The organism is Streptomyces sp. SID8352, assembly GCF_009862265.1.
GTDB lineage: Bacteria > Actinomycetota > Actinomycetes > Streptomycetales > Streptomycetaceae > Streptomyces.
On the sequence record NZ_WWGX01000058.1, the window covers coordinates 17,411 to 30,074 of the forward strand.

Annotated in this window: 11 protein-coding genes and 2 tRNA genes; 7 read left to right on the forward strand and 6 right to left on the reverse strand. The window is 75.1% G+C overall.

Annotated features, from left to right (window positions below; translation table 11 throughout):
- Positions 1 to 53: 53 nt before the first annotated feature.
- The 3 genes from GTY84_RS19090 to GTY84_RS19100 all read left to right on the forward strand — a co-directional run bounded on the left by GTY84_RS19090 (position 54) and on the right by GTY84_RS19100 (position 2,516).
- A tRNA-Met gene (locus GTY84_RS19090) sits at positions 54 to 127 on the forward strand.
- A 230-nt stretch (positions 128 to 357) separates the two neighbouring features.
- Positions 358 to 2,223 (forward strand): tetratricopeptide repeat protein, encoded by a 1,866-nt coding sequence (locus GTY84_RS19095; protein ID WP_202551410.1) that lies wholly within the window; start codon positions 358 to 360, stop codon positions 2,221 to 2,223.
- 216 nt (positions 2,224 to 2,439) lie between these two features.
- Positions 2,440 to 2,516: transfer RNA gene (locus GTY84_RS19100), tRNA-Met, on the forward strand.
- A 287-nt stretch (positions 2,517 to 2,803) separates the two neighbouring features.
- On the opposite strand, the gene GTY84_RS19105 is transcribed toward GTY84_RS19100, so the two are convergent.
- Positions 2,804 to 3,220, reverse strand: coding sequence for a Fur family transcriptional regulator (locus GTY84_RS19105; RefSeq protein WP_161227514.1), 417 nt, complete (start codon positions 3,218 to 3,220; stop codon positions 2,804 to 2,806).
- A 145-nt stretch (positions 3,221 to 3,365) separates the two neighbouring features.
- Here GTY84_RS19105 and GTY84_RS19110 point away from each other — a divergent pair, with 145 nt between their 5' ends.
- Positions 3,366 to 4,817 carry a catalase gene (locus GTY84_RS19110; protein ID WP_161227515.1) on the forward strand — a complete coding sequence of 484 codons (1,452 nt, stop codon included), beginning with the start codon at positions 3,366 to 3,368 and terminating at the stop codon, positions 4,815 to 4,817.
- Positions 4,818 to 5,039: 222 nt separating this feature from the next.
- On the opposite strand, the gene hisN is transcribed toward GTY84_RS19110, so the two are convergent.
- Positions 5,040 to 5,840: a histidinol-phosphatase gene (hisN, locus tag GTY84_RS19115; protein WP_161227516.1), complete on the reverse strand. Its 801-nt coding sequence runs from the start codon at positions 5,838 to 5,840 to the stop codon at positions 5,040 to 5,042.
- A 273-nt stretch (positions 5,841 to 6,113) separates the two neighbouring features.
- On the opposite strand from hisN, the gene GTY84_RS19120 reads away from it, so the two are divergent.
- Positions 6,114 to 6,776: a TetR/AcrR family transcriptional regulator gene (locus tag GTY84_RS19120; RefSeq protein WP_161227517.1), complete on the forward strand. Its 663-nt coding sequence runs from the start codon at positions 6,114 to 6,116 to the stop codon at positions 6,774 to 6,776.
- 160 nt (positions 6,777 to 6,936) lie between these two features.
- Here GTY84_RS19120 and GTY84_RS19125 read toward each other — a convergent pair whose 3' ends face one another.
- From GTY84_RS19125 to GTY84_RS19140, 4 genes are all read right to left on the reverse strand, one after another.
- A complete protein-coding gene (locus GTY84_RS19125; protein WP_161227518.1) occupies positions 6,937 to 7,260 on the reverse strand; it encodes a multidrug efflux SMR transporter in 324 nt (107 codons plus the stop codon).
- A 108-nt stretch (positions 7,261 to 7,368) separates the two neighbouring features.
- A complete protein-coding gene (rsgA, locus tag GTY84_RS19130; RefSeq protein WP_161227519.1) occupies positions 7,369 to 8,379 on the reverse strand; it encodes a ribosome small subunit-dependent GTPase A in 1,011 nt (336 codons plus the stop codon).
- 12 nt (positions 8,380 to 8,391) lie between these two features.
- Entirely contained in the window at positions 8,392 to 9,708 is a 1,317-nt protein-coding gene (aroA, locus tag GTY84_RS19135; RefSeq protein WP_161227520.1) for a 3-phosphoshikimate 1-carboxyvinyltransferase, read from the reverse strand.
- Between the two features lie 548 nt (positions 9,709 to 10,256).
- Complete coding sequence (locus GTY84_RS19140; protein ID WP_161227521.1) at positions 10,257 to 10,979, reverse strand: M50 family metallopeptidase; 723 nt, start codon at positions 10,977 to 10,979, stop codon at positions 10,257 to 10,259.
- Positions 10,980 to 11,029: 50 nt separating this feature from the next.
- Between GTY84_RS19140 and GTY84_RS19145 the strand changes: the two genes are divergently transcribed.
- Positions 11,030 to 11,845, forward strand: a complete 816-nt coding sequence (locus GTY84_RS19145; protein ID WP_161227522.1) for an SOS response-associated peptidase — start codon at positions 11,030 to 11,032, stop codon at positions 11,843 to 11,845.
- A 109-nt stretch (positions 11,846 to 11,954) separates the two neighbouring features.
- Positions 11,955 to 12,599 carry an alpha/beta family hydrolase gene (locus GTY84_RS19150; protein WP_161227541.1) on the forward strand — a complete coding sequence of 215 codons (645 nt, stop codon included), beginning with the start codon at positions 11,955 to 11,957 and terminating at the stop codon, positions 12,597 to 12,599.
- Positions 12,600 to 12,664 lie beyond the last annotated feature (65 nt).

The window sequence follows — 12,664 nt, forward strand, 5'->3', positions numbered from 1 at the left end:
TCCGAGCCGGTCGGACGGCCACCCCGCGCCGTGGTACGGTGAACACACAACGGCGCGGGGTGGAGCAGCTCGGTAGCTCGCTGGGCTCATAACCCAGAGGTCGCAGGTTCAAATCCTGTCCCCGCTACTACGGTGCGGACGCCATGCGCGAACGCCGACGAAGGCCCGGATTCCCCAGGAATCCGGGCCTTCGTGCTGTGCGGGCGCGAAACGCCGGACCCCCGACGGCCGCGCCGCCGACGGGAGTTGGGGCGACTTGTGTTTGACTTGTCTCCCTGTGGGCATGTCGACAAAACGCTGTAGTGACCTCCCCGGCTGCGGTATACCGGGTGTGATCAGGCCGCGGGTGGTGCGACGATGGACGTTATGGGGGACATGGCAAATCTGTTCGGGACAGGGCGTTTTGCGCAGTCGTCCGGCCAGCAGGAGCCCGGGGACGAGGCTCAGGAGGCGGCGGACGAGGCTGCCGAGGAGGTGCGCCGCCGTATCGCCGCCGAAGCCGGCGACGCCGAGGCGATGAGCGTGCTCGGCGCCATGCTGCTGCGCCGCGGCGATCTCGACGGAGCCGAACCCCATCTGCGCGCGGCCACCGCCGCGGGCGACCGCGCCGCCGCCAACAACCTGGGCGTCCTGCTGCACCAGCGCGGCTACGCCGACGAGGCCGCCGGCTGGTGGCGGATCGCCGCCGTCGCCGGTTCCGCCCCCGCCGCCCACGCGCTGGGCCGGCACTTCCGCGAGCGGGGCGACGAGCCGGCCGCCGAGTACTGGCTGCGCCAGGCCGCCGAACAGGGCCACGTCCTGGGCGCCTACGCCCTCGCGGACCTGCTGGAGCACCGCGCCGACGGTGAGGGCGCCGTGCGCTGGCTGCGCGCCGCCGCCGAGCGCGGCCACCGCGAGGCCGCCTACCGGCTCGCCCGGCGGCTGGACCGCCGCACGGGCGATCCGGACGACGACGGCCCCGGCACCCCGGTGGCCGCGCGGCCGGGCCGCCGGGCGGGCCACGGGCCGGACGGGCGCCCCGGCGAGGCCGAGCAGTGGTACCGGCAGGCCGCCGCCCGCGGTCACCGACGGGCCGCCCTGCACCTGGGCACCCTCCTGGAGCAGCGCGGCGAGCTGAAGGAGGCCGGGCGCTGGTACCTGACGTCCGCCAAGGACGGTGAGGCCCGCGCCGCCTGCGCGCTGGGCTTCCTGCTGCGCGACGCCGGGGACCGGGAGAGCGCCGCGGTGTGGTGGCTGCGCGCCGCCCAGGAGGGCAACGGCAACGCGGCCAACGCCCTCGGCGCGCTGCACGCCGAGCGGGGCGAGACCCAGACCGCCGAGCGCTGGTACCGGGCCGCGATGGACGCCGGGGACGACAACGGGGCGTACAACCTCGGGCTGCTCTGCGCCGAGCAGGGCCGCACCGGCCAGGCCGAGCAGTGGTACCGGCGCGCCGCCTACGCCGGGCACCGCGAGGCCGCCAACGCCCTGGCCATCCTGCTGCTGACCTCCGGTGACGAGGCGGGGGCCGAGCCGTGGTTCTCCCGCGCCGCCGAGGCCGGCAGCGTGGACGCGGCCTTCAACCTCGGCATCCTGTACGCCGGGCGGCGCGAGGAGCGGGCCGCCCTGCGCTGGTACGAGCGGGCGGCGGGCGCCGGGCACACCGAGGCGGCGCTCCAGGTCGGCATGGCGCGGCTGCGGGACGGCGACGAGCGGGACGCGGAGCGGTTCCTGCGGTGCGCGGCGGGCGGCGGCAGCCCCGAGGCGGCGTACCGGCTGGCGGCGGTGCTGGACGCGCGCCGTCCGCCCGCGACCGCGCACGAGTTGGGCGAGCCGGTGTGCCGGAAGACGGAGTGCGAGGAGTGGTACGAGCGGGCGGCCTCCCAGGGGCACCGGCGCGCCCAGGTGCGGGTCGGGATGCTCGCCGCCGCCCGGGGCGAGGTCGTGGAGGCGGCGCGCTGGTACCGGGCGGCCGCCGAGGCGGGCTCCCGCAACGGGGCCTTCAACCTGGGGCTGCTGCTGGCCCGGGAGGGCAGCGAGCCCGAGGCGGTCGTGTGGTGGCGCCGCGCGGCCGACGCCGGGCACGGGCGGGCGGCCCTGCGGCTGGCACTGCTGTGCGCGCGCCGCGGCGACCTGGACGAGGGGCAGCGCTGGGCCGACCGCGCGGTGTCGCTGGGCCCCGCCGAGGTGGGGGAGCGCGCGGCACGACTGCGGGACGCCCTCCGCCAGGAGCTGTCCGCGTAGGCGGACGCCGGGGCGGATCCGGGCGCGGGGCGCCGGGACTCCGGGGGTGCCGGGGGCGGCTGGAACGGCCTCGCGCCGGTGCTGCGGGAGGGACCGGTCCGGTGCCGCGACGGGGGCGCGGCCGGGTGTCCGGTGGGCGGCGACGGGGCGGCCGGGAGGCGGCGCCGGAGTGATTTGCCTCCGCCCGCGCCCTTGACGTAGTGTTCAGTTCATCGCCGCGGGGTGGAGCAGCTCGGTAGCTCGCTGGGCTCATAACCCAGAGGTCGCAGGTTCAAATCCTGTCCCCGCTACCAGATCGCCGAGGGCCGGAATCCGAAAGGATTCCGGCCCTCGGTGCTTTCCGGCTCTTCCGAGGCTTCCCGTCACCCCGCGGTACGCTCCGCCGTTCTTCGGTGCCGTCGCGCTCCGCGCCGTCGGCATCCGCGCCCCGAGGCGTCCGCACGCGTGCGCCGCGGGGCGGGGGCATGATCCACACCGGCCGCCACCCGGCCCCCCGGGGGGCCGGGTGCTTCCATGCTCGGGCACGACGGGGCCCCGGCACCCCAGTGCCGGGGCCCCGTCGGGTAGGGGGCGCGGCGGGTCAGGCCGCCGCGCAGTTCGGGCAGGTGCCGCGGTAGGTCACCTCGACGCCCGAGACGGTGAAGCCGAAGCGCTCCGAGTCGGGGAGGTCCGCCAGCGGATTGCCCGTCGGGTGCACGTCGCGGATCGCCCCGCAGCCGGCGCAGACCAGATGGTGGTGCGGCCGGTGCGCGTTCGGGTCGTACCGCTTCGCGCGCTTGTCCGTCGCGACCTCCAGCACCTCGCCGAGCGAGACCAGCTCGCCCAGCGTGTTGTACACGGTGGCGCGGGAGATCTCGGGCAGCTTCGCCACCGCTCTGGAGTGCACCTCGTCGGCCGTCAGATGGACGTGCTCGCCGTCGAGGACCTCGGCCACGACACGCCGTTGCGCGGTCATGCGCCAGCCGCGTCCGCGCAGCCGTTCCAGAAGGTCGCTCATGCGGACCAGCTTAACAGCAAGGGGACCAGATCCCGAACGGGTGTGAACTTGGAGTGCCACTTGACTTAGACAATGTCCATTGTAGGATCGGACTCGGCTTTGGCCAAGGGACAGGACGTACGGGAATTTCCGCAGGAGGCGCGCAGTGACCCAGGGACCGCTCACCACCGAAGCCGGTGCTCCGGTGGCGGACAACCAGAACAGCGAGACCGCGGGTGCGGGCGGGCCGGTCCTCGTCCAGGACCAGCTCCTCCTCGAGAAGCTCGCCCACTTCAACCGGGAGCGCATCCCGGAGCGCGTCGTGCACGCCCGGGGCGCGGGCGCCTACGGGACCTTCACCGTCACCGCCGATGTCACCGCGTACACCAGGGCGGCGTTCCTCTCCGAGGTCGGCAAGGAGACGGAGACCTTCCTCCGCTTCTCCACCGTGGCCGGCAACCTGGGGGCCGCCGACGCCGTCCGCGACCCCCGGGGCTTCGCGCTGAAGTTCTACACCGAGGAGGGCAACTACGACCTCGTCGGCAACAACACACCGGTGTTCTTCATCAAGGACGCCGTCAAGTTCCCCGACTTCATCCACACCCAGAAGCGCGACCCGTACACCGGCTCGACCGAGGCGGACAACGTCTGGGACTTCTGGGGCCTGTCCCCGGAGTCGACGCACCAGGTGACCTGGCTGTTCGGCGACCGCGGCATCCCGGCGTCGTACCGGCACATGGACGGCTTCGGTTCGCACACCTACCAGTGGAGCAACGCGGCGGGCGAGACCTTCTGGGTCAAGTACCACTTCAAGACGGACCAGGGCATCAAGTGCCTGACCCAGGCCGAGGCCGACCGGCTCGCAGGCCAGGACCCCGACTCCCATCAGCGCGACCTGCGCGAGTCCATCGAGCGGGGCGACTTCCCGAGCTGGACCGTGGGTGTGCAGATCATGCCCGCGGCGGACGCGGCGGCGTACCGCTTCAACCCGTTCGACCTCACCAAGGTCTGGCCGCACGCGGACTACCCGGTCGTCGAGTTCGGCAGGCTCGAACTCAACCGCAACCCGGAGAACGTCTTCGCGGAGGTCGAGCAGTCGATCTTCTCCCCGGCCCACTTCGTGCCCGGCATCGGTCCCTCGCCGGACAAGATGCTCCAGGGCCGCCTGTTCGCCTACGGCGACGCGCACCGCTACCGGGTCGGGATCAACGCCGACCACCTGCCGGTCAACCGCCCGCACGCCACCGAGGCGCGCACCCACTCCCGTGACGGCTTCCTCTACGACGGCCGCCACAAGGGCGCGAAGAACTACGAGCCGAACAGCTTCGGCGGCCCGGTCCAGACGGACCGGCCGCTCTGGCAGCCGGTCGCGGTCTCCGGGGTCACCGGCGACCACGTGGCCCCGTCGCACGCCGAGGACAACGACTTCGTCCAGGCGGGCGACCTCTACCGGCTGATGACGGACGAGGAGAAGGAGCGCCTGGTCGGCAACCTGGCCGGGGCCCTCTCGCAGGTCTCGCGCGAGGACATCGTCGAGCGCGCGGTCGGCAACTTCCGTCAGGCCGACGCCGACTTCGGCAAGCGGCTGGAGGCCGCGGTCCAGGCCCTCCGCGGCTGACTCCCAGCACTGACACTGGGCCGCTTGCCGTAGCGACGGGCCGGACTCCTGGGGACGGGGGTCCGGCCCGTTTCGTTCCCCCCGCCGTCCCGTCGGCGCCCGGTCACGCGCGGCGCCGTCCCGCGTTCGCGCCGTCACCCGGTCGAGGACCACGGGTCAGGGGTCGCGGGTCGCGCGTCCCGCCGTCGTGGCCCGGGCCGGGCGGACGGGCCCGGTGCCGGTTCAGTACCGCTGGTTCAGGTAGCCGAGCAGCTCGTCGTGGAGCAGGCCGTTGGAGGCCGCCGCGTTGCCGCTGTGCGGGCCGGGACGCCCGTCGAGACCGGTGAAGGAACCGCCCGCCTCGGTGACGATGATCGCGTTGGCGGCCATGTCCCAGAGTGACAGCTCGGGCTCGGCGCAGAGGTCGACCGAGCCCTCGGCGACCATCATGTACGGCCAGAAGTCGCCGTACGCCCGGGTGCGCCACACCTCGCGGGTCAGGTCAAGGAAGCCGTCCAGCCTGCCCTGCTCCTCCCAGCCGGTCAGCGACGAGTAGGCGAAGGACGCGTCGGAGAGCGACGGGACCCGGGAGACGTGGATGCGGGAGGCCGAGGTGAGGCTGCGGCCGGTGAAGGCGCCGTGGTCCAGCGCGGCCCACCAGCGGCGGCCCAGGGCGGGCGCGGAGACCAGGCCGACGACGGGCCGGTAGCCGCCCTCCGCGGCCTCCATCAGGGAGATCAGGGTGGCCCACACGGGGACGCCGCGCACGTAGTTCTTGGTGCCGTCGATGGGGTCGATCACCCAGCGGCGCGGACCGGTGCCGACGACGCCGTACTCCTCGCCGAGCACGGCGTCGCGGGGGCGGGCGCGGGCGAGATGGCCGCGGATGAGCTCCTCGGCGGCCTTGTCCGCCTCGCTCACCGGGGTCATGTCCGGCTTGGTCTCGACCTTGAGGTCGAGGGCCTTGAAGCGGTCCATCGTCGCGGCGTCGGCGGCGTCCGCGAGGACGTGGGCGAGACGGAGGTCGTCGAGGTAGTCGGGCATGCGGCCACGGTATCCGCCGTGGCGGGGGCAGGGCCAACAGGACCGGGCGGCGGCGGGGTTCGGGCGGCGGTGCGGCCCCCGCCCCGGCGTGTCGGACACCCCCGCGTCCGGCGCGCCCGGGATCGGCGGCGCGAAACCGCCGTCCGTCCGCTCCGGGACTGGGTGCGGGGGGAGTTGGGGCGGTTATGAGCCGTTCCATGGCCGGACCGGGACGGGTTGACACGGGGCATTTGTCCCCCGAATGTGGACGGAAGGTGTCGGGTTCAGGGAGGCATGGTGACCGCAGCCCGGGAGGGCCTGCTCGATGCCGCGCGCGTGGCGCTGGCGCGCCGGCCGTGGTCGGCGGTGCGGATGGTCGACGTGGCGGCGGCGGCCGGGGTGTCCCGGCAGACGCTCTACAACGAGTTCGGGGACAAGGACGGGCTCGCCCGGGCCCTCGTGCGCAGGGAGGCCGACGGCTATCTCGCCGGGGTGGAACGGGCGCTGGCCGGACCCGGCGGCCCGGGGGAGCGGCTCACCGCGACCGCCGAGTGGACGGCCGCCGCCGCCCGCGGCAACGCCCTGGTGCGGGCCCTGCTCACCGGCTGCTGGGAGGAGGGGCTGCCGGCCCCGGCCCGCGCGCCGGGGTTCGGCCGGGCGTCCGCGCCCTGGCCCGCCCCGGCCGCCGCGCCGGGCCCCGGCAGGTCGCCGTCCCCGTCCACCGCGCCGGACCGGAGCCGGGCCGACGGGCCGCTGCCCTCGCCCGGGGACCTCGTGGGCCTGGTCCGCGACCGCGCCGTCGCCGTGCTCCGGGCACCCGGCACGTCCCGCGCGGAGGTCGCCGCGCTGGCCCGCTCCTGCGAACTCGCCGTCCGCCTCGCCCTGTCCTGTGTCGCGGCGCCGCCCGCGGAGGGTGACGTGACGGAGCTGGTCCGCCCCGTCCTGCCGCCGTCCTGACGGGACGGCGCGGAGGGGCGGGGGAACCGTCCGGCGGGCGCGAGGGGCGCGAGGGGCGCGGACGGCGGGTGTCGCGGGAGGCGGGGCGCGGGGGCCGCGCGCCGCCTCGGAGCGGGGGCGGCTTCGGGGCGCGGGCGTCAGGCCCGGCGGGGCGCGGGCGTCACTGCGCAGAACCGGACAGCTGCAGCCCGATGACCCCGATGATGACCAGGCTGATCGACACGATCTTCAGGGTCGAGACGAGGTCGCCGAGGAAGACCATGCCGTAGATGGCGGTGCCCGCCGCGCCGATGCCCGTCCACACCGCGTACGCGGGGCCCACGTCCAGCTTCTTCAGGGACAGCGTCAACAGGCCGAAGCTGCCCAGCGCGAAGGCGCAGAACGCGACGGTCGGCCAGAGCCGGGTGAAGCCGTGCGACAGCTTCAGGCAGACCGCGAATCCCGTTTCGAGCACCCCTGCCACGATGACCAGCAGCCACGCCATGTGTCGTCCTCCCGTGGTGTCACGCACCGTGACCGCTTTGCGCAGGCTTGGTTCAGGCTTGGTGCGATTATGCACTTACCGATCTCCGGGGGCGGCAAACACGCGAGTTCAGTCGCCCTCGGTCCGCTCCCGTGTCGCCAGCAGCCGTCGCAGGGAGTAGAGACGGGCCGGATCGGCGTGCCCGTCGGCCACCCACGCGTCCAGCGCGCAGTCCGGCTCGTCGTGGCCGCACGCGCGCGGACAGCCCTCCGTGCCCGGTTCGAGGTCGGGGAAGGCGTGGATCACCCGGGACGGATCGATGTGGGCGAGCCCGAACGACCGTACGCCCGGGGTGTCGACGACCCAGCCGTCCGCCTTCGCGAGCGGCAGGGCCAGCGCCGAGGTCGTGGTGTGCCGGCCGCGGCCGGTGACCGCGTTGACGTGCCCGGTGACGCGCCGCCGCTCCTCGGGGACCAGCGCGTTGACGAGGGTGGTCTTGCCGACGCCGGAGTGGCCGACGAACGCGGTGACCCGGCCGCCCAGGTGCTCCCGCACCCGGTCGGCCGCGTCGCCGTTCTCCAGTTCCTCGCGGTTGGTGACGACGTACGGGATGTCCAGCGCGCCGTACAGGCCGAGGAGTTCGTCCGGGGGCGCGAGGTCCGACTTGGTCAGCACCAGCAGCGGCGACAGCCCGCCGTCGTACGCCGCGACCAGGCAGCGGTCGATCAGCCGCGGGCGCGGCTCCGGGTCCGCCAGGGCGGTGACGATGGCGAGCTGGTCGGCGTTGGCGACGACGACCCGTTCGTACGGGTCGTCGTCGTCAGCCGTGCGCCGCAGCACCGAGCCGCGCTCCTCGATGCGGACGATCCGCGCGAGGGTGTCCTTGCGGCCGGACAGGTCGCCGACCAGCGCGACCCGGTCCCCGACCACCGCCGCCTTGCGGCCCAGTTCGCGGGCCTTCATCGCCATGACCACCCGGTCCTCGACGAGGCAGGTCAGCCGTCCCCGGTCGACGGTGAGCACCATGCCCCCGGCCGCGTCCTCGTGCTTGGGCCGGATGTGGGTGCGCGGCCGGTTGCCCCGGCGGTTGGGGCGGCTGCGGATGTCGTCCTCGTCGGTGTGCTTGCCGTAGCGGCGCATGGCGAACCGTCCCTACGCCCCGAGCATCCCCGTCCAGAGATCGGGGAAGTCGGGCATGGTCTTGCCGGTCGTCTCCACGTTCTCGATCTCCACGCCCTCGACCGCGAGGCCGAGCACCGCCCCGGCGGTGGCCATCCGGTGGTCCTCATAGGTGTGGAACACCCCGCCGCTCAGCGGGCGCGGACGGATGTGGAGGCCGTCGGCGGTCTCGGTGACGTCGCCGCCCAGCCCGTTGATCTCCTTGGTGAGCGCGGCCAGCCGGTCCGTCTCGTGCAGGCGCAGGTGCGCCACCCCGCGCAGGGTCGACGGGGAGTCCGCGAGGGCGGCCACGGCGGCGATGCCCGGGGTGAGTTCGCCGACCTCGCCGAGGTCGACGTCGATGCCGTGCACGGCACCCGAGCCGGTGAAGACCAGTCCGTAGTCCGTCAGTTCGCAGGAACCGCCCATCTCGGTGAAGATCTGGCGCAGCCGGTCACCCGGCTGGGTGGTGCGGGCGGGCCAGTCGGGAACGACGACCCGGCCGCCGGTCACCAGCGCCGCCGCCAGGAACGGCTGGGCGTTGGACAGGTCCGGCTCGATGACGAGGTCCCGGCCGAGCAGCGCGCCAGGGGTGACCCGCCAGACGTCGGGCTCGCCGCCGGACTCCGGGGTGTCGACCTGGGCGCCGACCGCGCGGAGCATGTCGACGGTCATCCGGATGTGCGGCATCGACGGCAGCGCGGTCCCGGTGTGCCGGACCTCGACGCCCTGGTTGAAGCGCGGGGCGGAGAGGAGCAGGGCGCTGACGAACTGGGAGGAGGAGGAGGCGTCGATCTCCACCGGGCCGCCCGCCAGGGCCCCGGCGCCGTGCACGGTCAGCGGCAGCGCGCCGCGCCCGTCGTCGTCGATGCGGGCGCCGAGCACGCGCAGCGCGTCGATCACCCCGTGCAGCGGACGCTCGTACGAGCGGGGGTCGCCGTCGAAGCGGACGTCGCCGTCGACGAGGGCGGCGACGGGCGGCACGAAGCGCATCACCGTGCCCGCGTTGCCGACGTCGACGGTGGCGGGGCCGCGCAGCGCGTTCGGGATGACCCGCCAGAACTCACCGGTGCCGTCCGGGCCGATCCCCTCCTCGATCTCCACGCCCAGCGCGCGCAGGGCGCCCGCCATCAGCAGGGTGTCGCGGGAGCGCAGCGGGCGGCGCAGCCAGCCGGGTTCGGAGGCCAGGGCGGCCAGGACGAGGGCGCGGTTGGTGACCGACTTCGAACCCGGCACATGGACGGTCGCGTCAACAGCTGCGCTCGCGTGCGGGGCGGGCCAGAGGGCGGTGGGCGCGGAGTTCAGGGTCATGGCTGCCACTTTAGTGGCTGAAGGCGATCGGAAATCCTGAGCAGATGCACCGGAACCCGACCGAATGCGCACCGCCGCCGCCCGGGGAGGTCCGGGAACGGAGCGGGATCGCCCGGTTCGCGCCCCCGCGGGGCGCCGCGTCGGCCCGCGTCGGCCCGGTGCGGCGCCCCGCCGCCGCCTTCCGCCGCTCTCCGCGCCCTTCCGCCGCTCCCCACGCCCTTCCGTCGGCCTTCCGCCGGAACCCCCGGCCCCCGATCCCCCCGGTCGGGTGGCCCCGGCCCCGGACCCCACCGGCGGGGCCCGCCCTCGCACCGGGGCCCTGCCCTCCTACCCGTGGGGCCCGCCCTCCCGCCGGCAGGACGGGGCCGGTCGCCGGGGAAGCCCGCCCCGTCGCCGGGACCCCGCCGGGAGGCGCTCGACCCCCGCCGGGAGCAGGCGCACACCCCGCCCGGGGAACGGGAGAAGGGCGCGTACCCCGACAGGGGGAGGGGGGTTGAGCCACCGCCGACCCCGCCCGGGGGAGGAGAGCCGCCACCGGCCGGGCCTTCTCACACCCCCAGCAGCCAGCGCCCCCCGCCGGCCAGCGAGGACAGCGACACCACGTGGAAGAGGAAGAGCCAGACACCCGCCGGGGCGTGGGTCAGCCGGGCGAGCTGGTCCGCGTCCGAGTCACCGGCGCCGCCGCGCGCCCGCTTGGACTGGAGCTCGAACGCCGGGCGCACCCCGCCGAGCAGCAGGAACCACACCACCGCGTACGCGAACGCCGCCTGCACCTGCGGCCCGGTCAGCCAGGACACCAGCAGGAAGGTGCCGCCGGCCAGCACCACCGTCAGGACCCCGTAGGCGTTGCGGACCATCACCAGCAGGGCGGCCAGCAGCGCCGTCGCCAGCCACAGCAGCAGCGTGATGCGCCCGCCGGCCAGCAGCGCCGCGCCGCCCAGCCCCAGCAGCGGCGGCGCGGGGTAGCCCGCGAGCGCGGTCAGGACCATGCCCGGCCCGTGCGGCCTGCCCCGGCTCACGGTGAGCCCGCTGGTGTCCGAGTGCAGGGTGATCCCCGTCAGGGTGCGGCCGGTCAGCAGCGCCACCAGCCCGTGCCCGCCCTCGTGGGCGATGGTGATCGCGTTGCGCGCCAGGCGCCAGGGCGCGGGCGGCACGACCGCTGCGAGCGCGGCGGCCAGTGTCGCGACCACCACCCAGAGGGCGGGCGCGGGCTGGGTGCCGGATACCTCGTCCCACAGGGAGGGGAGCGAGGCCGATGCGAGGTGGTGCATGTTCTGCGGAGGCTCCTCGTCGGTGCGCGGGGTCTGGCAGTGTGGCACGTATGTGCGGACGGTACGCGGCCAGTCGTCGCCCCGAGGATCTCGCGGGGACCTTCGGGATCGAGAAGTGGGAGCCCGGGGAGGCCCTGGAACCCGACTACAACGTCGCCCCCACCAAAGAGGTGTACGCGGTCCTGGACCGCCCCCTCAAGGACAGCGGCGACCCCCGGCCGGTGCGCCAGCTCCGTCGGCTGCGGTGGGGCCTGGTCCCGTCCTGGTCCCGGTCGCCCGAGGGCGCCGCGCGGATGATCAACGCGCGGGCGGAGACCGTCCACGAGAAGCCGTCCTTCCGCCGCGCCCTCGCCGCCCGGCGCTGCATCCTGCCCGCCGACGGCTACTACGAGTGGGTCACCGGCGGGCAGGAGCGCGAACTGGAGGTCGAGGGGCGCCGCAAGCGGCCCCGCAAGCAGCCCTACTTCGTCACCCCGGCCGACGGCTCGGTGTTCGCCATGGCCGGGCTGTACGAGTTCTGGCGGGACCGGACGCTCCCCGACGACCACCCGGGGGCCTGGTGGGTGACCTGCTCGGTGATCACGACCGAGGCGGAGACCACCCCGCTCGCCTCCGCCCCGGAGGGCGGGCCGCGTGCTTTGGCCGACATCCATCCCCGGATGCCGCTGATGCTGACGCCCGACCACTGGGACGCCTGGCTCGATCCGGCCCGCACCGACCCGCACGACCTGGCCCCGCTGCTCGCGCCGCCGCCCGCCGGGCTGCTGCGCGCCTTCCCCGTCCCCACCGCGGTCAGCAACGTCCGCAACAACGGCCCGGAGCTGCTGAAGGAGCTGGAGGCCCCCGAAGAGGGCACACTCTTCTGACGTGACGACCGACACCCCGGACCCCCGGGCATCCACCCCCGGCACTCCCGGACCCGGCACTGCTGGACCCGGCGCGCCGGGCTCCCCGGCCCCCGCCCCCGCCCCCGCCGTGACCACCGAGACCGTCGGCACCGACGCCGGGCCCGCCCGCGTCACCTGGCACCCGGCGGCGCGCCCCCGCCTCGTCCTCGCCCTGGGCCACGGCGCGGGGGGCGGCATCGAGGCCCGGGACCTGCGCGCGCTGGCCGCGGAGCTGCCGGGGCACGGCGTCAGCGTCGCCCTGGTCGAACAGCCCTGGCGGGTGGCCGGGAAGAGGCTCGCGCCCGCGCCCCGGACCCTGGACACCGGCTGGCACGGCGTCTGGCCCGCGCTGGCCGCGCCCGGACTTCCGGTCGTCTCCGGCGGGCGCAGCGCCGGGGCCCGCGTCGCCTGCCGCACCGCCGCCGGTCTCGGGGCGGCCGCCGTGCTCGCCCTCGCCTTCCCCCTGCACCCGCCGGGCCGGCCCGAGCGGTCCCGCGCGGACGAACTGCTCGGCACCGGTGTGCCCACCCTGGTGGTCCAGGGCGGCAACGACCCGTTCGGGAGGCCGGAGGAGTTCCCCGGCGGCGCGCACCGCCTGGTCGGCGTGGACCACGCCGACCACGGCTTCGCCGTCCCGAAGCGCGCCCCCGTCACCGAGGAGGAGACCCTGGCGGCGATCACCGGGGCCGTCGTCCGGTGGACGGCGTCACTCGCCCGGCGCTCCCGGGAATGACGAGCGGACGTCCGCTGTTGTGGCGGACGTACGCTGCTGAGTCCTCAGCGCCGCCGCCGTAGGAG

What these genes read in the sequence shown, in the direction of transcription:
- GTY84_RS19095 (WP_202551410.1), top strand. Translation starts at nt 358, where the DNA reads ATGGACGTTATGGGGGACATGGCAAATCTGTTCGGGACAGGGCGTTTT.
- GTY84_RS19140 (WP_161227521.1), bottom strand. Translation starts at nt 10,979, where the DNA reads ATGCACCACCTCGCATCGGCCTCGCTCCCCTCCCTGTGGGACGAGGTA.
- GTY84_RS19105 (WP_161227514.1), bottom strand. Translation starts at nt 3,220, where the DNA reads ATGAGCGACCTTCTGGAACGGCTGCGCGGACGCGGCTGGCGCATGACC.
- GTY84_RS19145 (WP_161227522.1), top strand. Translation starts at nt 11,030, where the DNA reads ATGTGCGGACGGTACGCGGCCAGTCGTCGCCCCGAGGATCTCGCGGGG.
- aroA (WP_161227520.1), bottom strand. Translation starts at nt 9,708, where the DNA reads ATGACCCTGAACTCCGCGCCCACCGCCCTCTGGCCCGCCCCGCACGCG.
- GTY84_RS19120 (WP_161227517.1), top strand. Translation starts at nt 6,114, where the DNA reads ATGGTGACCGCAGCCCGGGAGGGCCTGCTCGATGCCGCGCGCGTGGCG.
- hisN (WP_161227516.1), bottom strand. Translation starts at nt 5,840, where the DNA reads ATGCCCGACTACCTCGACGACCTCCGTCTCGCCCACGTCCTCGCGGAC.
- GTY84_RS19125 (WP_161227518.1), bottom strand. Translation starts at nt 7,260, where the DNA reads ATGGCGTGGCTGCTGGTCATCGTGGCAGGGGTGCTCGAAACGGGATTC.
- rsgA (WP_161227519.1), bottom strand. Translation starts at nt 8,379, where the DNA reads ATGCGCCGCTACGGCAAGCACACCGACGAGGACGACATCCGCAGCCGC.